Source organism: Thermodesulfobacterium commune DSM 2178, assembly GCF_000734015.1.
GTDB classification, from domain to species: Bacteria; Desulfobacterota; Thermodesulfobacteria; order Thermodesulfobacteriales; family Thermodesulfobacteriaceae; genus Thermodesulfobacterium; species Thermodesulfobacterium commune.
In genome coordinates this window covers 1679886-1700384 of the sequence record NZ_CP008796.1, presented here as the reverse complement: position 1 = coordinate 1700384, position 20499 = coordinate 1679886, and the positions used below count along the sequence as shown (strand labels likewise).

The 20499-nt window shown below is 37.3% G+C and carries 19 protein-coding genes and 2 tRNA genes; 7 read left to right on the top strand and 14 right to left on the bottom strand.

What is annotated here, in order from left to right; all coding sequences use genetic code 11:
* Positions 1–17: 17 nt before the first annotated feature.
* From HL41_RS08550 to sat, 8 genes are all read right to left on the bottom strand, one after another.
* A tRNA-Tyr gene (locus HL41_RS08550) sits at positions 18–100 on the bottom strand.
* Positions 101–158: 58 nt separating this feature from the next.
* On the bottom strand, positions 159–1355 hold the full coding sequence (gene qmoC / locus HL41_RS08545) for a quinone-interacting membrane-bound oxidoreductase complex subunit QmoC (protein ID WP_038062613.1): 1197 nt from the start codon (positions 1353–1355) through the stop codon (positions 159–161).
* Positions 1356–1367: 12 nt separating this feature from the next.
* Positions 1368–3569, bottom strand: coding sequence for an FAD-dependent oxidoreductase (locus HL41_RS08540; RefSeq protein WP_038062616.1), 2202 nt, complete (start codon positions 3567–3569; stop codon positions 1368–1370).
* A 3-nt stretch (positions 3570–3572) separates the two neighbouring features.
* Positions 3573–4811 (bottom strand): CoB--CoM heterodisulfide reductase iron-sulfur subunit A family protein, encoded by a 1239-nt coding sequence (locus HL41_RS08535; protein ID WP_038062619.1) that lies wholly within the window; start codon positions 4809–4811, stop codon positions 3573–3575.
* 115 nt (positions 4812–4926) lie between these two features.
* Complete coding sequence (gene aprA / locus HL41_RS08530) at positions 4927–6927, bottom strand: adenylyl-sulfate reductase subunit alpha (protein WP_038062622.1); 2001 nt, start codon at positions 6925–6927, stop codon at positions 4927–4929.
* A 40-nt stretch (positions 6928–6967) separates the two neighbouring features.
* Entirely contained in the window at positions 6968–7459 is a 492-nt protein-coding gene (gene aprB, locus HL41_RS08525) for an adenylyl-sulfate reductase subunit beta (RefSeq protein WP_038062625.1), read from the bottom strand.
* 204 nt (positions 7460–7663) lie between these two features.
* Complete coding sequence (locus HL41_RS08520) at positions 7664–8023, bottom strand: DUF6955 family protein (RefSeq protein ID WP_038062627.1); 360 nt, start codon at positions 8021–8023, stop codon at positions 7664–7666.
* 32 nt (positions 8024–8055) lie between these two features.
* A complete protein-coding gene (gene sat / locus HL41_RS08515) occupies positions 8056–9429 on the bottom strand; it encodes a sulfate adenylyltransferase (RefSeq protein WP_038062628.1) in 1374 nt (457 codons plus the stop codon).
* Between the two features lie 272 nt (positions 9430–9701).
* Between sat and HL41_RS08510 the strand changes: the two genes are divergently transcribed.
* Together HL41_RS08510 and HL41_RS08505 are read left to right on the top strand one after the other, a co-directional pair.
* Positions 9702–10661, top strand: a complete 960-nt coding sequence (locus HL41_RS08510) for a polyprenyl synthetase family protein (protein ID WP_038062665.1) — start codon at positions 9702–9704, stop codon at positions 10659–10661.
* Positions 10662–10667: 6 nt separating this feature from the next.
* Positions 10668–11306: an HAD family hydrolase gene (locus HL41_RS08505; protein ID WP_038062631.1), complete on the top strand. Its 639-nt coding sequence runs from the start codon at positions 10668–10670 to the stop codon at positions 11304–11306.
* Here the strand turns inward: HL41_RS08505 and HL41_RS08500 are convergent.
* Entirely contained in the window at positions 11237–13564 is a 2328-nt protein-coding gene (locus HL41_RS08500) for a UvrD-helicase domain-containing protein (RefSeq protein WP_038062634.1), read from the bottom strand. The genes HL41_RS08505 and HL41_RS08500 overlap by 70 nt on opposite strands.
* A 25-nt stretch (positions 13565–13589) precedes the next feature.
* Here HL41_RS08500 and HL41_RS08495 point away from each other — a divergent pair, with 25 nt between their 5' ends.
* From HL41_RS08495 to HL41_RS08475, 5 genes are all read left to right on the top strand, one after another.
* Complete coding sequence (locus HL41_RS08495; RefSeq protein WP_158506241.1) at positions 13590–14336, top strand: RsmE family RNA methyltransferase; 747 nt, start codon at positions 13590–13592, stop codon at positions 14334–14336.
* Between the two features lie 67 nt (positions 14337–14403).
* Positions 14404–14892 carry a hypothetical protein gene (locus HL41_RS08490; RefSeq protein ID WP_038062640.1) on the top strand — a complete coding sequence of 163 codons (489 nt, stop codon included), beginning with the start codon at positions 14404–14406 and terminating at the stop codon, positions 14890–14892.
* A 6-nt stretch (positions 14893–14898) separates the two neighbouring features.
* Positions 14899–15735: a DUF4198 domain-containing protein gene (locus HL41_RS08485; protein ID WP_038062643.1), complete on the top strand. Its 837-nt coding sequence runs from the start codon at positions 14899–14901 to the stop codon at positions 15733–15735.
* Between the two features lie 88 nt (positions 15736–15823).
* Positions 15824–16822 carry a ketol-acid reductoisomerase gene (ilvC, locus tag HL41_RS08480; RefSeq protein ID WP_038062645.1) on the top strand — a complete coding sequence of 333 codons (999 nt, stop codon included), beginning with the start codon at positions 15824–15826 and terminating at the stop codon, positions 16820–16822.
* A gap of 226 nt (positions 16823–17048) precedes the next feature.
* Positions 17049–17909, top strand: coding sequence for a universal stress protein (locus HL41_RS08475; RefSeq protein ID WP_038062647.1), 861 nt, complete (start codon positions 17049–17051; stop codon positions 17907–17909).
* Here the strand turns inward: HL41_RS08475 and dnaB are convergent.
* The 5 genes from dnaB to HL41_RS08450 form a co-directional block, all read right to left on the bottom strand.
* A complete protein-coding gene (gene dnaB / locus HL41_RS08470) occupies positions 17890–19272 on the bottom strand; it encodes a replicative DNA helicase (RefSeq protein ID WP_038062649.1) in 1383 nt (460 codons plus the stop codon). The two genes, HL41_RS08475 and dnaB, sit on opposite strands and share 20 nt — an antisense overlap.
* A gap of 9 nt (positions 19273–19281) precedes the next feature.
* Positions 19282–19728: a 50S ribosomal protein L9 gene (rplI, locus tag HL41_RS08465; protein WP_038062651.1), complete on the bottom strand. Its 447-nt coding sequence runs from the start codon at positions 19726–19728 to the stop codon at positions 19282–19284.
* A gap of 19 nt (positions 19729–19747) precedes the next feature.
* Positions 19748–19999, bottom strand: a complete 252-nt coding sequence (gene rpsR / locus HL41_RS08460) for a 30S ribosomal protein S18 (protein WP_038062653.1) — start codon at positions 19997–19999, stop codon at positions 19748–19750.
* 13 nt (positions 20000–20012) lie between these two features.
* Positions 20013–20357, bottom strand: a complete 345-nt coding sequence (rpsF, locus tag HL41_RS08455; protein ID WP_038062656.1) for a 30S ribosomal protein S6 — start codon at positions 20355–20357, stop codon at positions 20013–20015.
* Between the two features lie 63 nt (positions 20358–20420).
* Positions 20421–20492: transfer RNA gene (locus tag HL41_RS08450), tRNA-Val, on the bottom strand.
* Between the last annotated feature and the right edge of the window lie 7 nt (positions 20493–20499).

The following is a 20499-nucleotide window of genomic DNA, read 5'->3' as shown; positions in this document are numbered from 1 at the left end:
CTAAAAATAAACAAAAGTGGAGGGGGGAGGATTTGAACCTCCGAAGGCGAAAGCCACCGGGTTTACAGCCCGGCCCCTTTGGCCGCTCGGGTACCCCTCCTTGTTTTTAGTCTCTATAAAATTAACTTAATTTTACATTTTGTCAAGAGAACAAAACACTATTGAGACATCTTTTGATTTATGTCTTTATAGTATAAATCAAACATAACTGCGGTTGTTCTAAAGGCTAAATGAGCAAATTTAGAATAAGCCACCCCTAAAAATAAGATAAATACCGCAACCAAATGAGCTAAATAAACTAAAGATACTATAGATTCTAAAGAAGGTATACTCCGTACCACCTCTATGCCAAAACCAGTTAAACCAATGATTAAAATAAGATTGATCAAGAAACTGTCAGCATAGCTTGTCTTTACACTTTTTTCAGCCTCAGCCTTGCCTCTTCCCACCATTATAGCTATGATGGAATAAAGAAGCAAGAGACCTCCAAAATTGCCTAACCATTTAACAGGATGAGTAAGAGGATTCCATGGAGTATGGAAACCTAAAACGTCAGCCATAAAGAAAACAATCGCTGTGGTAATGGCTAAAATAATGAAGGCATAAACCAACAACATATGAGGATTAGCCCTCCAGTGGTTAGAATTACACTTTTTAAACCTCGCATGAGATAAAATCTCTACTATAGCAGGGATAAAGTAATTTTTTAAAATAGTCCACATCCCATACCTATAGGCCTGAGGTATCTTATACGTATCCACATAGGCATTCCATACTTTGTTTATCGCAGAAGCAAGCATTATCACCACAAATGCCGCAAGAGGTAAAAACACCACATCTATCATCAAAACCCTTGCCGGCAAATGAAAAATCCAGATATCATAAGTAGGACCACCGTAAGGGAAGGAGTTGGCATCAAAAAAGTTGGGAAGTCCCTGGAAGGTAGCTAAAGTTGCTAAAAGAATAAAAAACAAAGCAATAGCAGGTAAAACCAAAATACCCCAGCTGTTGTTATAAAAGGTATGCAAAAACTTTAAAGGCACTGTTTCTTTAATCACCAACAACCTTAAAGCTCCTAAAACATCTCCTGGCTGAGCCTCTCTTGGACAATATTTACTACAATCACCACATTGATGACACAACCAAACCGCAGGGTCATTTAAAAGTTTCTCCTTAAAACCCCATTGAGCAAGGATCATCTGTTTCCGAGGGAAAGGAGCCTCTTCTGGAGAAAGAGGACATACAGTAGCACATGTAGCACATTGATAGCATTTTTTAACAGTATCACCACCTATTTCCTGTAGCTCTTGAATGGCCTTTAAATCTGGGTCTACTTTTAAAATGCCATTACTCATAGTCTATCCTCCTTACCAGCCTTTAAATGGGTTTTCACCAAATCCTTTAATTTCTTCAGCAAATTTTTGCATCTTATCTACTACTAAATCTACCTCATCTATCGCCACCGTATGTATTGTAACCCTTTCTGGTTCTAATGCAAGTTGCTGCAACGTTTCAGCTACGTTTTCCATACGTCTGTTAGCAAGTTCACTACCCTTTATAAAGTGGCACTGATAGTTTTCACCATATTTACAACCTAAAAGAAGAATACCATCGTACCCTTTACTCATAGAATCTTTTATAAAAGCTACGTTAACCGCTCCTAAACATCTTACAGGAATGATCCTAAAGGCTACAGGGATGGACTTTTTATTGTAAGCAACCATGTCTAAAGCTGGTAAGGCGTCGTTTTCACAAACAAAAGCCATAAGCCTGTACTGTTCGTATCCCTGTTCAGGCATCTCTGTAGCCTTAATCATAGTAGAAATCATATCGATAGAATAATCCTTAAAGTTAATAATTCTTTGAGGACAAGCACCAAAACAAGTTCCACAACGACGGCACCTAGTAATATTAGGAAGAGGGTTTCCTTTCTCATCTTCATTTAAAGCACCAAAAGGACACTCCTCAGTACACCTTTTACATTGAGTACACATCTTTAAATCCCATTCAGGATAAGCATAATCCCATGTCCTTGGATGCACTGCATGACCTTCTTCAATAGCAATTAAGCATTGAATAGCCTTCAAAGCTGCTCCCTTAGCATCCTCTATCGCCTGTTGAATGGTCATAGGTTGATGAATAGCCCCTGCTGCATAAATTCCTGTTCTTCTGGTTTCATAAGGGAAACAAATGAAGTTTGAGTCTGCATACCCATAAAAAAGTTCAAGTTCAGGTAATCCTGGCCCTTGCCTGTATTCTAAATTAAGTACAGACTCTTCAGCTGTAACTGGAACCATTCCTGTAGCTAATACTACCAAGTCAACTTCAAGCTCAATTTTTTCTCCTAATAAGGTCTCATCTACCAACACCTTAACCTTACCGTTTTCTCCCTCAGTGACAGAAACTACCTTACCTTTGGTTAAAAACACCCCTGGGTCGTCTTGTAAAGTTTTATAAAAGTTCTCAAAAATACCTATAGTTCTCATATGATCATAAACAATAAAAGCTTTAGCTTCTGGGTCTACCTCTCTTACATACTGAGCCTGCTTAAGAGAAGCTAAACAACAGAAACCAGAACAGTAAGGAAGATGATTTTCATCTCTTTGACCAGCACACTGAATAAAAAGAACACTCTTTATCGGAGCACCATCTGAAGGTCTTACCAAAGCTCCATTCTTAGCCATCTCTTCAAACTTAACGTTAGTCACCACGTTTGGAATAACTCCGTAACCTAAATCTGTAAGCTTGCTCGCATCATATGGTTTGAAACCAGCTGCTAAAACTATAGAACCTATCTTTATCTCCTCCTCTTTCCCACCCTGTTTTATCTTTACCTGGAATAAACCAGGAGCACCTGAAATGTTGGTTACAACCGCACCTTTATATACTTTTATCTTATCGTTTGCTTCTACCTGTGCAATAAGGTCATTTACTATAGGAGGAACCAACTTTTGAAACGGAGGGTTCACCTCACAATGAGCTTTCATCTTTGCTACAAAACCACCAAGTTCTTTTTCCTTTTCTACCAAAACCACCTCATAACCTGCTTTAGCTGCCTCTAAAGCAGCAGTTAAACCAGCAACACCACCTCCTATAACTAAAATAACCTTAGAGATTTCCTCCTCAGGCTTAAAAGGCTCTGGCTTTTTGTAAGTTTGAAGTTTAGCTACACTCATTCTTACATAGTCTTTAGCTAAAGCCATCAGTTCGTCTTTAAAAGTAACCCCACTAACATATTCAGCGGTATCTTCTAGTATCTCTCCGTTTTCTCCTACCAAAAATCTACTCCAAACTACCCCTTCTCTTAAACTTACCCTATCAACCGCTACTTGATCAAAGGAAAAAACATCATAGTTTACCCTTTGAGAACAAGCACATATAGAAACAGCATCTAACCCATCTTGAGCTATTTTTTCTTCGATAAAAGCTCTACCTTCCTTAGAACACAGAAATTCTTTTGTATAGACAACCGCAGCACCTTGGTCTTTAGCTGCATTTTCTAAATCCGCCAATTCCAAACGATCACCTATATTACAAGAAGAGCATATAAAAACTCCTATTTTTTCCATTTTTTACCCCCTTTTTATAATTTGAATAGCTTTTAAAGCTGCACCAGTAGCAGTCTCATTAGAAGTCATGACATCTAAAGGCATCTTTGCACAACCACAACTTATAATTCCTTCATCCTCAACCACAAATCCATTTTGATCGATCTTTATACCCTTAATTTCCGCAGAAGCTAAACTCGGTTGCATTCCTAAAGCTAATACCACCAAATCAACCTTTTGACTAACCTTTTTACCAGAAAGGGTATCCTCAGCAGTAACTATCAAATCTTTAGTTTCAGGATCCTCCTCTATTTTAGCTACCTTACCCTTTATAAAATTAATCTTAGCCTCAGCTTCAGCTTTCTTTAGAAATTTCTCATATCTACCAGGGGTTCTAAGGTCTATATAAAAGATATAAGATTCTGCCTTAGGGTCTTGTTCTGCCAAATAAAGACTATGTTTTAATGATGCCAAACAACAGATGTAAGAACAGAAAGGCAAATGATTTTCATCACGAGAACCGGCACACTGAACAAAAGCCACCTTTTTAGGTGGTTGGTTATCAGAAGGCCTTACAATCTTTCCTTGTGTAGGTCCCCAAGGAGAAGCCATTCTTTCCATTTGCATATTAGTGATTACATTTGCATATTTCCCATAACCTAAATTATCAAGCTTGGTAGCATCATAAGGCTTCCAACCGGTAGCCCAGATTATAGCACCTACATTTAATTCTAAAATCTCTTCTTTCATTTCTGGATCTATAGCATTATATTTACAAGCTGCCATAATCCTTTCTAAATCCCCAGGGGCCAAAGCGTCTTTATCTAATACATATTTCATAGGAAAAGCTACAGGATGAGGAAGATAGATGGCCTTTGTTTTAGAAAGGCCAAAGTCAAAGTCACTTACCCTCTCTCCTTCACAAACCTTCTCACACTCTCCACAGGCAGTACAGTTATTATTCACATACCTTGGATATATTTTGATTTTAACATTATAATTCCCAGGTGTCCCACTTACCTCTAGAACCTCTGCCATTGTATATACTTTAATCCTGGGATTACTTTTAATCCTCCTATAGTTAATCTCTAAACCACAAGTAGGAGGACACAACTTAGGAAAATAATACCTAAGTTGAGCTACCCTTCCACCTAAGGTAGGTTGTTTTTCTACTAAAATAACTTCAGCTCCAACCTCTGCTGCCTCTACCACAGCGGTTACTCCACTTATACCACCACCTACCACCAATATAGGTTTACTCATATTATAACCCCCTAAACACTTTTTCAGAATAAAGCCCTTTTCCCTAAAGGGCTTTATTCTGAAAAAATAAAAAAGAGGGGGACTAAGCCCCCTCCCTTACTACTATTTAATTATTTTACGGTCCAAGTGGATCAGGAATGATCTGGACGTAAGGATAGGTTTCTAAAGTCCATTCCTTAGTTTCAGGATCCCAGCTGGAAAGGGTGAAACATCTCCAGTTAGCATCATCAAGAGAAGGAAAGTCAGTTCTGTAGAAGTAACCAGGATAACGAGTCTCTTCACGGAAAAGGATGTGCAAGAGGTGAGCCTCAGCAGTCCATACACGGTGCCTGTTTTCCCAAGCTCTCATAAGTTCATGTAAGTCTCTGGCTGCAGCATATTCCATGTCTTCTTTAAGCATTCTGAGAAGGTCAAGACCTCTCTCGAGCATGACCTTGTTGGTCTTGTAGAAAGTAGAGGCACCAGCCACATATTCGTCCATAAGCTTCATAAGCCTGGCCTGGATGTGACGAGGAATGAGATAGTTGGGATTGATTTCATAGTGGGTAGAAGCATTCTTAAATTCTTCAAACCTATACCAAGGACCATAGATTTCTTTCTTTAACTCTTCAGCGGTTTCCTTGATGGTAGGTGTATAGTCTTTATTGTCGAGGCAGTATTGGACCATAGCCTTGGCTGCAATACGTCCCTCTACATGAGAACCAGAGGAAAATTTATGTCCAGAAGCTCCAACGGTGTCACCAGCACAGAAAAGACCTTTTATAGTAGTCATCCTGTTGTAAAGACCGATTTCTTTCCAAGGAGCCTTATATTCTTCAGGTACCCAATCTTCATTAGGACCACATACCCAAGCACCAGCGCAACCAGCGTGGCTACCAAGGAGATAAGGCTCGGTAGGCATAATTTCAGAAGGTACTTTTTCAGGCTCGATGTTCAAACAAGCCCACAATCCAGCCTGAGTTACACACATATCTAAGAAGTCTTCCCAAGCCTCAGCAATGAGATGTTTAAACTCTTTCTTGTCCATCTTTTCAGCGGCTTCCTGAAGAGCCCATTCAGTGTGCATATAAATAGGACCACGACCCTGTTCCATTTCAATAAGCATTGCATGGTTTCTCAAACAGGTACCGATGTGAGAAGCTTCTCCATAAGGAGCAAACTTCTTGAGTTCATCTTTATGTTTGGCTACATAGTCTTCACCAAAGGCGTTGGTTGCCCTAGCTTTAAAGAGCAAGAACCAAGCACCAACAGGACCATAACCATCTTTAAAACGAGCAGGGATAAACCTGTTTTCCATAAGAACAAGCTTAGCACCACTCATTGCACACATAGCATAACCAGTTCCAGGGTTCCATACAGGATACCAAGCACGGCCCTTACCTTCATCTATAGACCTTGGACGGAAAATGTTAACCGCACCACCGGTAGCAAGAAGAGTAGCCTTAGCCTTAATGATATAGATTTTATTTTCTCTGACAGAAAATCCTACAGCACCAGCACAACGACCCTTATCATTAGCATCTAATAAAGGTCTTACGATAAAGCATCTTTCAATGATCTCAGCCTTATCATAGCTGGCAAGAGCATTTTTAGCAGCCTCAGCCACGATAACCTTATAAGACTCTCCATTAATCATGATCTGCCAACGGCCAGAACGAACAGGCTGAGCACCATTCTTTAGTGTTAACCCCTTAGCCTTAGCTTCAGCTCCGTCTAACGTTTTACCAGTGTTAGGATCTTTTTTCCAGATAGGAAGACCCCATTCTTCAAAACAATGAACAGTATCATCTACATGACGACCAACATCAAAAACTAAGTCTTCACGTACAATACCCATCAAGTCACAACGGACCATTCTTACATAATCATCAGGCTTGTTTTCTCCTATATAGGTGTTGATAGCAGAAAGACCCATAGCTACAGCACCAGACCTTTCCATAGCAGCCTTATCGCAAAGAAGAATCCTTAAACCATGAGGCTTGGCCCACTGAACGGCCTCCACAGCAGCACCACATGCAGCCATTCCACCACCAACAATCAAAATATCTGTCTCTTTTTCTACTATTTCAGGTTCTGCACAAGCCAAACCAGGGTTATAAAACCAAATCTTAGGCATAGTTGCCACCTCCTTTTATTTTTAAAATTTTTTAAATTTTTTAGTATTTTGCAACCTTACCAAGAGCACCAACTTCAAATTTCTTATTAAGAACGGCTTCAGGCTTCTTAGGTTCTATTCCATCAGCTGCCTGAGTAAAAAGCTGGTTGGTACTAAGTTTAGATGGATCAGGAGCAGGTTTCCCAACCGTAGGATCAGCAGAACCTTCAGGTGTGGTTCTGATAGGGAACTTAAACCTTAATACAACACCGTTTCTAAACTTGATGGTCCACATAATGTCAGTAGTACCACGCATAGGTTGGCAAGTTCCGTGTAATGGAGCAAAATCGGCATAATGCCTGATAGCTATAGCACCTTGAGGACAGCTTTTTACACAGCTATAACACTCCCAGCACTGATCAGGCTCCTGGTTGTAAGCCTTCATAGCCTCAGGGTCAAGAATCATAAGGTCATTAGGACAAATGTACATACAAACTGTCCTGTCACCACCCTTGCAACCGTCACACTTTTCAGGGTTCACATAACTTGGCATAGCCAACCTCCTTTTTGGTTTTATTCTTATAAACTTTTATATCTTTATAAACAACTTTAATAAAAAGTCAACTCTAGAAAATAAGCAAAAATTTTTAAAAATATCTTAAAAACTTCATTAATCTTTTTTTATCTTTTTATTTCTTTTGCTATCTTTTTAAAGAACAATGGGGAAAGGATGTCCACCTTTCCCCATACACCTTATTTACTCAATTTCTATTTCAGGAGCAGGAAGGTATTCGGCTTCTTTAGCAGCTAACTCTTTAATCTTACCGATGTTAGCTAAAACTGCCTTCACCACTTCTTCTCCTAAGCTCTTCTGATTAACTATCTCTTCAAAAAGCGCTCTTTTGAAAGCTACAGGAGTATCGGTTATACAGGCACGAGAGTCGATTCGTGCAGTTTCAAAGGCTTTCAAGATCTCATTTTTTACCTCTTCACCTACCTTTACTCTAAGAACCTTCAGCTCTCCACCAAAAACACTCTCTATATTGGCCTCTACAGGAGTGCCCTTAAGTTTTGCCAACCTGTAATCATCTAAAAATACTTCTAAAATGTATTCCATGTTTTCACCCCCTATGTTTTTAAAAGTTTTAACTAATCAAGGTCAGGAACATCAACTTCTAAAGTCTCTTCTTTATATTGTACGTATTTTTCGTTAACAAAAGGATAATCAAACTTCTTCCACCATTTAACGATAGTCTTAAATATCTCAGGCCTCATGATAATGGCTGGAGGCTGAACACCCTCAGCAACCAAACCTCTTATCAAGCTACCACTTAGCTTTTGTTTTTCTTTGTCGTGGCCACAACTTTCACTGTAAGCCATTTCCTTACATTTTGGACAATACCAGAATTCCCTCATGTTTTGAGGCCTAATCTGCAAGCCACCCTCAACCTCTGTAGGAGGCTTGTCAAAACCATAGCTAGGAATACCCTTAAGCCATAGGATCTGGGTAGCAAATGTATCATAGTATTCACCTACAGCTGCATGGTCTCTACCAAACATATGGTGAGTACAACCCATGTTTTGCCTGATGATACCATGGAGCAAACTTTCTAAGGGGTTACCATATCTCATATCCCAAAGGGTAAAGGAAACAAGATGCCTGTTAGGCTTGATATAACCTGCCTTATTCACCATGTCATGAGCTTCTAAGATAGCCTCATCAGGATAGTCTCCTCTTCTTTTAACACCAATAATAGCATTTACCAAAATACCATGACAAGGCTCCACATCACCGGTAAAAGCAGCTGCCTTCATAAGCATCTCGTGTCCAACATGAGGCACGTTTCTTGTTTGGTGAGCGATCACAGTTCTCCAACCTCTTTCGTCAAAAATCTCTCTACACTTTCTTGGAGGAATCCAAAATCTGTCGAAAGGAGGTTTAAAAATAGGCTCGTTAATGATGGTATACTTTCCAGCCAAAATGATAGGCTGATGACTTCTGTAAATAACCCAACCAGGATGTTTATCATCAAACTTTTCTCTCACTACCTCAGGATTTTTTTCAGGAGTACCAAAAGTTCTGTCTGCAAGTTCAGCAGGGTCGATTTCATAAATTTCTTCGATGTCTAAGATTGCAAAAGGCTTACCTTTAAGCCTGAGAAGCAATCTATCTCCAGCATCAACCCCAAGTTTCTGATAATCTTCTTTGGAAATGTCAAAAAGAATAGGATAAGGGAAAATCCAACCACTTAACAACCTTCTTTTTGAAAGAACAGACTCTAACTCAGCAGAGGTCATAGAACCTTCTACAGGGCTAAAAAATCCATAACAGACAGACATAATCTCACGATAAACGTTTCTGACAGGTGTGCCTCTTTTGTAGTGCAAGGTAGGCTTGATGTCATAAACAGCCCCTGCCTTTTCACAAGCCTGGACGATCTTCTTAGCTGCTTTTTTGTCTTTAAGAACTCTTTCTACCAACCGTCCACCATGAGGCATAGGCCTGTTAAAATAAAGCTCCATAGTAACCCTCCTTTCAGTTGAATTATTTTACCTACATTAGTTAAACCTACATTATTTAATTATTTTCAAATTATTAAACAATTAAGGATTAAAGTCAATAGAATTAAAAGGCGTTTAACATGTTTTTTAGTTTAATATGAGCAAATATTTTTATTAAATATCTTTTTTTTTAATTTTTTAAAAATTTTCTTTCATTTTTTTTTGTTTTAGAAATTATGATTGTCAAAAAGAGGTTTATGCTTTATAATTCCACAAAAAGTGTAAAAAGTAAGATGATTGTCGAAGAAATCAAAAAAGAACTCCTTTTAATAGAAGAAGCTCTAAAGAATTTTCTTAGTTCTCAAGTACCGTTTATCAATCAAGTAAGTGAGTATATTCTCTTTGCAGGTGGGAAAAGGATAAGACCTCTTCTTACCGTAATCTGTGCTAAACTTTTCTCTCCTTCTGTTTCTGAGGTTTTATATCGGTCTTCTATTCTTTTTGAATATTTACATGCAGCAACCCTTCTTCACGATGACGTAGTAGATTCAGCAGAGTTTAGAAGGGGAAGAAAGGCTGCAAGAAATCTTTGGGGCAATCAAGCTACCATTTTAGTAGGTGATTACCTTTATGCTAAGGCTTTAAAACTTGCCAGTGAATTAAGAAACCCTGAGATTATGGAAATTATTACTGAAACCACCCTTATCATGAGTGAAGGAGAGGTCCTTCAGCTCTTAAATCTTTATCAAACAAACCTTTCGGAAGAATTTTATGAAGAAATTATTTTCAGAAAAACTGCAGCTCTTATCTCTGCTTGTTGTGAAGTAGGAGCGATCTTAGGAGGAGCTTCTAACAAGGAACGAGAAAAACTAAAAATTTTTGGGAAGTATTTAGGTTTATCTTTCCAAATCATAGATGACCTTTTAGACTACTTAAGCACTGAAACAGGAAAAGACTTGGGAAGAGATTTTAAGGAAGGAAAAATCACCTTACCGGTAATCTATGCTTTAAAGCAAGCCTCAGAGGCGGATCAGAAAAGGCTTTTAGAGTTGTTAAATCTCCCTGAGCCTAAGGAGGAATTTTTCGAAGAAGCTAAAAACCTTATAGAGAAAAATCAAGGATTTAAGCTTGCCCAAGAAAAAGCTTTATCCTATATAAATAAAGCTAAAGATACCCTAAATGGATTACCAGAAAATATTTACAAACAAATGCTCCTTTTCATTACAGATTATCTAACTAACAGAAAAAAGTAAAGGGTTATGAATAAAATCAAACTTTTGGTTTTAGATTGTGATGGAGTGCTTTTTGATTCAAAACAGGCCAATACTTATTTCTATAACTATATCCTTGAAAGGGTCGGAAGACCTCCTATGAGTCCTGAAGAGATAGAATTTATCCATATGCATTCAGTCAACGAATGTTTAGCCTATCTTTTCAGAAACATGCCAGACAAACTTGATTTAGCTAAAAATATCCAAAAAGAGGTTTCTTATTCCCTTTTTTTTGACTATTTAGTTATGGAAAAAGGAGTAAAGGAATTTTTAAGTTGGGCCAAAAATTATTTATACATTGCTTTATGCACCAACCGTACTACTTCCACCTATCCTTTGTTATCTCACTTCAACCTTACCGATTATTTTGATTATGTTATGGATGCAAGCATCGTTCCCAAAAGCAACCCTCGAGCCCTTCTCCAGATTTTAGAACATTTTAAAACTTCTCCTAAGGAAACTTTATATGTAGGAGATTCTAAGGTAGATGAAGCCCTTTGTAAAGCCTGTAAAGTTTCCTTGGTAGCTTTTAAAAACCGAGCCCTTAACGCAGATTATTACGTAGAAAGCTTTGATGAACTTAAAGAATTACTGCTTTCCAAATTTTCCCTTTCCAAAAGGTCGTAAACCTTTTTAAATATTTTTACCAAAGGAGAAAATTTGGTTTTTTCTATAGGGTCTGGAAGGAGAACAAACAAATTTTTCTTAGCCCTGGTAAGTGCAACATAAAGTAAGTTCAAAAGCTCAAGCCGATTTTTAGCTTTTTCTAAATACCAGCCTAATCTACCTTCTTCAGGAAGCTCCGTTTTTTTCCCATAAAAAACTTTTCCGTTGTAAAATACCAACCTTAAGTCTGTAACGAACGTTTTTTCTTTCCAGAGTAATGGTAAAATCACCGTTTCAAACTCTAACCCTTTGGCTTTATGAATGGTTAAAATTTTTATGCAATCTTCCATCTCAGGGATGTCCATTTCATCTTCTGAATATTTTTCCCAGTATAATAAAAATTCTTCAAGACCTTCTCCTTTTCTGTCTAAATTAAAAACCACCGTCAAAAATTTATAAAGTGCTGTTATCTCTGTCGAAAATTTCTTTTCTATTTCTAAGTTTTTAACTATCTCTATACAGGTTTTATACAAAGAGGCATCTTTCTTTAGATCCAAAAGAGGCAATATCTGTGTTTCCCAAAACTCTTTTCTATGTTCTTTCAAAAACGCTACAAGCCTTAAATAAGATTTAGTTAAAATCCAATTTAGGTATTCTTCTAAAATTTCCTTTCCTTCAGGGAAAATAGCACTTGAAAGAAACCCTGCAAGAGCGACCTCGTCCTCTGGATAGGCTATAAACTTAAGTAAAGACGCTAAGGCGTTTACCACCAGCGACTCCTTTAAATGCAAAGAAGAGGTGGCTAATACATTAAAACCTTGAGAAATAAGAAAAGAAGAAAAATCTGCTACTTCCTCGTTTTTTAGCATCAAGATAGCTACATCCCTTAATTCTCCTTGAGATTTAAGCTCGTTTAAAATGTTGAGAACCTCTTCTTTTGCCTTTTCTATAGCCTTATTTTCGGATGATTCATCAATATTAAACCTTCGTATCTCAACTCTACTTTTATCTTCTCCTTGTTGTGTATTTGATGGATTTTGAAGGACATGCTTAAAATTGGTTTTAAACTCACTTATAAGGTTTTGAAGAACTTTATCCTTTTCCTCTCCTCGGTCTGATCCTCGGTCTGATTTAGAAAAAACAAGCTCTGTCAAAATTTCATGAATTATGTGGTCTTCGTTGAGTTTATTAAAAAATCGGTTGTTAAACTCTATTATTGTTTTACTACTACGATAGTTGTGGTCTAAAACTTCTTCTTTAACATTGTAAGAACGCAGAGTTAAATTTTGCGAAACCTCTTCAAAAAGTTTAGGATCTGCCCCTCTCCATTGGAAGATAGACTGTTTAGGATCTCCAGCACAGATTAAAAATCCCTGTTTACTTATTAAATCTTCTATGATAGGGTTCAACGCTTCCCACTGAAGCCGGTCCGTATCCTGAAACTCATCTATAATAACCCCTTTAAGGCTTCCAAGCTTGACATATACCCAAGGAAGAAGTCCATCTTCTTCTTTAAACAAAATATCTGCTATTTTTTCTTTCCAAAATCCTATAACAAGCTCTTTTTCTCGAAAAAAAGTCCTTTCTAGGAAGTCCTTTAAGATAGAATAAAATCCAAAATAGGTTTTTATTTCTCTATCTAATTCGTTATCATCATCCTTGTTTAAGCTATTCAAAAAGGTTAAAACCTCTTTATGATAAGTAAGTTTTTCCAGAAGTTTTTTTAATTCGGAAATTAGACTATTTTTAAAATTGAGCTTAAGAAATTCTTTCTCTGTAATTAGAATTTCCACAAAAGTTTCTAAAATTTTTTTTAACTCCTGGTCTTTTTCTGTTTGTTGGTAAAAATCGGTAAGAGCCTTTTCTATAAGCTCTTCTCTAAGATAGGTACTTACCCTGAAATCTGGCTCCAAACCTACCTCATACGAGATAGCCTTATATAAGGTTAGCAGAAAACTATCTATGGTCTTAACCTGAAGGTGGTCGTAATTTAAAAAAAGGTGATTTAGGATTTCTTTTGCTTTTTCAGGTGAGAGATTAAGCTGACAGCTTAAAGTTTTTCCTCTTTCTGTTTGTTTTATTATCTCTTTCAAAAACACTATTATCCTTTGTTTCATCTCAAAAGCAGCTTTGTTGGTAAAAGTGATCGCAAGAAATTTTTTGAGTGAATCCTTTCCTTCTTGAGAGATAAACTTAAGGTAGTTTAAGGCTAAATTATAAGTCTTTCCGCTTCCTGCACTGGCTTTGTATATGATAATATTAGGCTCTTTTGACTCCATCAAAATTTATTGTATTATAGATTTTATGAACCTTCAAGGAGGGAATAGATTTTTCTTTGAATTTTCTGGAGAAGAAGGTTTTCTTTCAGAAGAAGAGAGTTTTCATTTAATTAAAGTACTTAGAAAAAAACAAGGAGACAGACTTTTTCTAATAGACGGACAAGGCAAAGAGTTTGAGGCTGAAATTAAAGAGATTGTAAAAGACGGAAAAACTCTTAAAGCTAGGGTTCAAATCTTAAAACTTTTAAGAGAAGAAAAACCAAGGACACCTAAGGTTATCGGAATACTACCTGTTTTAAAAAAAGAAAAAACCGAGTGGCTGGTAGAAAAAGGTACAGAGCTTGGAGTAGATATTTTTGTCCCTTTTTACAGCAGATTTAGTGTGGCTAAACCTTCTAAAAATCTAATTCCCCGTCTTATAAATAAAGCGAAACAAGCGTTAAAACAATCGGGACGGCTATTTATGCCTGAGATATTGTCTCCGGTAGAATTAAAGGCTTTCTTAAAAGATTTTCCTTGGAAGGAAAGCCTTAAATTGGTAGGAGGTTTAGATTCTTCTCTTAAAGTAGAAGAGTTATGCATAAAACTTAAGGAAACCCACACCGTTGTATTTATAACCGGACCTGAAGGCGGTTTTGAAAAAACTGAGGAGGAGCTGCTATCTAAAGTTGGATTTCTATTCTTATCCCTTGGTCCGTATGTATTAAGAGCAGAAACTGCTTTCTTAGGGTTAGCAAGTGTTATCAGCTTTTTATCTCTATCTATGGATTAACCAGTTGAAAAAAAACTAAAATGTGGTTTTATAGAAAAAGGGGTAATTTTTTAAAGAGGGAGAGATTATGGGTGGACGCTCACGTAAATCTGTATTAAAGCAGAAACTGGCAAAATACTATAAAGAAAGGGAAAATCCGTTAGCTTTACTTGCTCTCCAAGACGAGATCATAAGACAAAATCAAGACAAATTAATGATTTTAGAAAAAAACTTAGAGGCTTTGAAAGAATTAGAAGAAAAAGTAGATAATAGACCCACCACGGTATCCAAACTTCACATCAGAAAAATCTCAAGCGAACAAGATAAAAAGTTTGCTAACCGTGCTTTTTATGAAGTTCTTTATCCTATTACTTTAGAATACAGGTTCATGCCACTCCAAGCCATCTTTATCTGGTATCTAAAAGCTTTAGAACTAGTCTATGGAGATAAACCTCCAAAGATTCATGTAAACAGACTACAAAAATGGATAAAATATTGGTTAACAAGCCTTACCCCTGAACAGGAACTTCAACTAAAGAGTGCGATCATCTCCTGGATACTTAACAGGTTCACCTAAAAAGAAATGCCTTTTTTAGGATTACTTTTTCTTTTAATCTTTTCTTTTTTCCCTGAAATAAGTTTTGGGTATAAAGTCTTTTTAATCAGCCTTCCTGATAATTATGGAGCCCTAAAAAAAGAAAAAATTTTCTATGTAGGGGCAGCAGAGCCTGCCTTTGGGTTAATTTTAGACCTTAAAACCCCTAAAAACCTTTATATTCTCCTTCCTAATGGGACAACAGAAAAACCTACTTTTTTAAAAACCGAATTTTTTGACCGTTCACTTAACACCAAAAGGGTAGGTTATAAATTCAAGTTTTCTCCCAGTAACGAAGGAGACCATCTTCTTTGTTTGGAAAGTGATTATACTTTGTTAAGAGACAAAACCGTAGGTAAATTTTTAGTCAAAACTCCATTTCATGTGGTAAAGGAAACCTATCAGAAAAACCTTTGTAACTTTGACTTAGAAATCAAACCTTATACCAGACCTTATGGGTTTAAAAAACATGGAGTTTTTTGGGGACAAGTTTGGTATCAAAACAAACCCTTATCCTCAGGTGAAGTAGAGGTTGAACACTTTTCTCCTGTGTTTTTACATGAAGAAGACCTTCCTAAAGACAGCTATGGCCAGATAAACTATCCTTATCTTAAAAATAAGGTTCGACTTTCAAAAAACGGATTTTTTGTAGTTTCCTTTGAGCACCCTGGATGGTGGGTCATAACTGTTAAGGTTCGTTCTGGAGAAAAGACCTATGGCAATCAAAAATATCCTCTTTATCTGATACATCATTTATGGATATACGTATTTTCTGACAAAAAAGAACAGAATACCTACGAATACTTTGAGCCTTATTCTAAGTAGTTTTTTCTTAACATTTAAGAGGTTTAAAATTTTCAAAAAAGGATTAAGTGTTAAAATAACACTTTAAAATCTATTTAGGGGGTGCTTTATGAAGGTTTACAGAGACGAGGATGTAAGTTTGGAGGTTTTAAAGGGAAAGACTATAGCAGTTTTAGGTTATGGGAGTCAAGGGCATGCTCATGCCTTAAATTTAAGAGATTCTGGTTTAAACGTGATAGTTGGGGTAAGAAAAGGTGGGAAAAGTTATGAAAGGGCTAAAAGAGATGGATTTGCACCTCTTTCAGTTAAAGAAGCTTGCGAGAAAGCTGACATCATCATGATCCTTCTCCCAGACCAAGACCAGCCATTGGTTTATAAAAACGAAATAGAGCCCGTATTAACTCCTAATAAAATGTTACTTTTTGCTCATGGATTTAACATCCATTACAACCAGATCGTTCCTCCGGCTGATGTGGATGTAGCTATGGTTGCACCTAAAGGTCCTGGGCACTTAGTTAGAAGAGAATTTACTAAAGGCGCAGGAGTTCCTTGCTTGGTAGCAGTTCACCAGGATGCCTCAGGGGAGGCTTTTCAAAAGGCTTTAGCCTATGCGAAAGGAATAGGAGGAACCAGAGCTGGGGTGATAGAAACTACTTTTAAAGAAGAAACTGAAACAGACCTTTTTGGGGAACAAGTGGTACTTTGCGGCGGAGTTACAGCACTTATTAAAGCAGCCTTTGAAACTCTGGTAGAGGCTGGATACCAGCCTGAAGTAGCTTATTTTGAATGCCTTCACGAACTTAAGCTTATCGTAGACTTAATTTATGAAGGAGGACTTTCTTTCATGAGATATTCTATCAGTGATACCGCTGAATACGGAGACCTTACCAGAGGTCCAAGGATCATCAATGAAGATGTAAGGTTTGAAATGAAAAGAATCCTTGAAGAGATTCAAACAGGTGAATTTGCAAGAGAGTGGATTCTTGAAAACCAAGCCGGAAGACCTGTATTAAACGCTCTCCGTAAAAGAGAAAAAGAACATCTGATAGAAGAGGTAGGAAAACAACTTCGTGCTATGATGCCTTGGATTAAAAAACCTGAAGAATAACAACTCTCTACTTCTCAGCCCCTAAGGAGACCCCTTAGGGGCTTTCAGTTTATCTTCTCTTCTGTTTTCTCTCCAAAAAAATCAATGCCATATTTTCTTTGTATGATGTAAGATTAAGTAAGAAGTTTCAAAATTTAACCTACAAAATATCAGTTTTATCTTGACTATTTTTTAATTTTTTATAAAAATTAAAAAATATACGTAAGTTTAAAAAGGGGGGTAGGAAATGTGTAAGTTTAAAAGGATACTAGTTGCACTTGATGGATCAGACGCAAGTAAACATGCCTTTGAAGAGGCGTTAACCTTCGCTAAGAACGAAGGTATAGAGCTTATGGCTGTAAGTGTTATCCCTCCTTATAAAGGGTTGGTGAGTTCTCTTTCTATCTTTGGACATGTTAGAGAGAATATCAAAAAAACATACATAAAAGCCTTGGAAGAGGCTAAAATGCTTGCTGAAGAAAACCAGATGGAGCTAAAAACCTTTTTAGAAGAAGGGAAACCTTGTGAAAAAGTGATAGAGGTAGCCATCAAAAACAACTGCGACCTTATAGTAACAGGACGTAGAGGAGCTACCAGTTTTGAAAAAATCCTTATAGGAAGTACCGCAGCTAAAATCATCAACGACAGTCCTATAGACGTACTTATAATACCCAGAAAAACTCTTTTAAAGATCCAAAAAATACTAGCAGCTACAGATGGGTCAATCCCTGGTAACAATGCAGTTAAACGGGCAGCAAAGATAGCTAAGGCGTATGGCGCTACCTTGGATATTGCTTCAGTCATCCAACTTCCTCCTGAAACTATCATAGGAGAAGAAGAACTTTTAGACATATTAAAAGAAGAACTTTCCGAACAATTAGCCCCAGTTATAAAGGAAATTGAGGGCTTAGGCCTAAAACCTCGGGTCTTTATAGAAAAGGGAGAACCCTATGCAGTTATCGTAAACATCATTAAAAATCTTGGGGCCACTCTACTTGCGATAGGAGCTGACGAAGAGACGGGGAAGAAACTTATCGGGAGTGCTGCTCAAAAAATAATTGCTAACTCCCCGGTACCTATTTTAGTCATTAAGAAAAACGGAGATTAGGGTCTAAATTTCCAAAAGAAGTATACTGGGGAAAGTAGGCAAGTTTTACTACGCCCATTGGGCCATTACGCTGTTTACCGATGATGATTTCAGCTATACCTTTTTCTGGGCTTTCTTTGTTATAAAACTCATCTCTGTAGATAAAAAGAATTACATCTGCGTCTTGCTCGATAGCCCCTGATTCTCTTAAATCTGCAAGCTGGGGCCTTTTATCTGGACGTTCTTCTACCTTTCTGTTTAATTGAGAAAGGGCAACCACCGGAACGTTAAGTTCCTTAGCTAAAGCCTTTAAACCAGAAGATATTTCTGATATTTCTTGTTCTCTTCTTTCCTTTCTTTCAAGTCCTTTCATCAACTGAAGGTAGTCTATCACGATCAGCCCTAATGGGGTTTCTTTAAGCAGTTTTTTGGCCTTGGCTTTTACTTCTAAAATGTTGATCCCTGGAGTTTCGTCTATATAGATAGGCAGTTGACTTAAGGTGGAAGCTGCCTGAGCTATCTTTTGCCATTCTTGAGGCTCCAGTTGTCCAGTCCTAAATTTTTGGAAATTTACCTTGGCTTCAGCACAAAGCATCCTTGCACAAAGTTGTTGTTTACTCATTTCTAAAGAAAAAACCGCAGCCCCTATGTTGGCTTGTTTGGTAGCGTTTCTTACTATGTCTAAGGCTAAGGCTGTCTTACCCATACCAGGACGAGCAGCTATGATAATAAGGTCTCCTTTTTGTAACCCTGCGGTCATTCGGTCTAATTCATAAAAACCTGTAGGTATACCGGTTATAAGGTCTCCCTTTTGATAAATGTTTTCTAAATACTTGATGGTATCTTTTACTATATCTTTCAAAGGAGAAAAACCCTCTTTTTTTCCATAATGTGACAACTCAAAGAAGGCCTTTTCCGCATAACTTAAAAGTTCTTGAGAATCTTCTGTAGAATAATAGGCCCTATAGATAAGCTCTTGGGAGATATTGATGATTTCTCTAAGAATACTTTTTTCTTTTACTATTTTTGCATAATAGAGGATGTGGGCAGAAGTAGGAAGAAGACTAACCAGCTCGGCTAAATACACCGCCCCACCGACCTTTTCTAACTCTCCCCTCTTTTCAAGCTCATTATGTACGGTTACGATGTCAATAGGCTCATCCCTTTCAAAGAGAGAAAGGAAGGTACTATAAATTAATCTGTGGGGCAAGGCATAAAAATCTTCAGGTTTGATGATGTCAAGGACTTTTACTATGGAAGGAGGGTCTATAAAAATACTTGCTAAAAGATGTTTTTCTGCCTGTAGGTCTTGAGGAGGTAAGAGCTCAGGAGGTAAACCCTCCGCAAGCTCTTGTTTAAACTTTAAGTTCTTTTTTGCTGACATTTAAAAATATTATTTTTCTTCTATTACTTCTAACTTTATGGTTACTACTCTATCAGGAGAAAATTTTACAGGTATCTCATAAACCCCTAATTTTTTGATAGGCTGGTCTAATTCGATAAACTTTTTATCTACCTCAAATCCCTTTTCTTTTAAGGCGCTTACTATGTCTGCTACCGTAACTGATCCAAAAATTCTATCCTCTTCTATTTTACGCCTATAAATTACCAATTCCAATCCTTCAAGTTTTTCAGCCAAAGACATAAGTTTTTTACGTTCTCTTTCTGCCTTAGCTAAAATAATCTGCCTTTCTTTTTCCAAGGCTTTTATGTTTTTCTGGTTAGCTGGGATGGCAAAGCCTTTTGGTATTAAATAATTTCTGGCATATCCATCTTTTACCCTTACGATATCACCTGCCTTACCTAATTTAGGAACATCGGTTCTCAATATCACTTCCATCGGTTATCCCCCTGTTTGATTATTCTACCTCTACTTCAGCCACAAAAGGCAAAAGAGCCATTATTCTTGCCATTTTGATAGCAGTAGTAAGTTGTCTCTGATGGTAGGCACAGGTACCAGTTTGTCTTCTATGAATGATCATCCCCTTCTCGTTTAAAAACTGTTTAAGAAGATCTGCGTTTTTATAATCTATCTTAACGCTTGGATCAGCGCAAAAACGACAAAACTTTTTCTTAGCAAAGGCTTTCTTTTTTATAATCGTATTTTCCATTTTATCCCCCCTGTTACCCCTCATTTGATACTTTTTCTGGATTATATCTATCTTCCAACTTAACCACGATAAACCTTACCACACGTTCATCTATCCTAAAATAATCCTCTAATGCCTTTGGGGTATCTGCTAAACCATAAAACTCTATTAAGACATAATAACCATTTTTACGTTTAGCAATGGGATAAGCGAGTTTCCTTAAACCCCATTCGTCTACTTTAAGTACATCACCTTCTTTAGAGTTAATAATCTCTTTAACTTTTTCTAAAACCTGATCTTTTTCAGATACCCTATCAGGATGGATGATAAATAGGGTTTCCCATTTACGAAACCTTTTAACTGGTCGCCACAAAGCCATCTTTACCCTCCTTTTGGTCCTATTTTTGGGCCCCTTGAGTCTTCAAGGAGCAAGGAGGCAAAATGGGCGGTGCAGGATTTGAACCTGCGACATCCACCGTGTGAGGATGGCGCTCTACCCCTGAGCTAACCGCCCAAAAAAG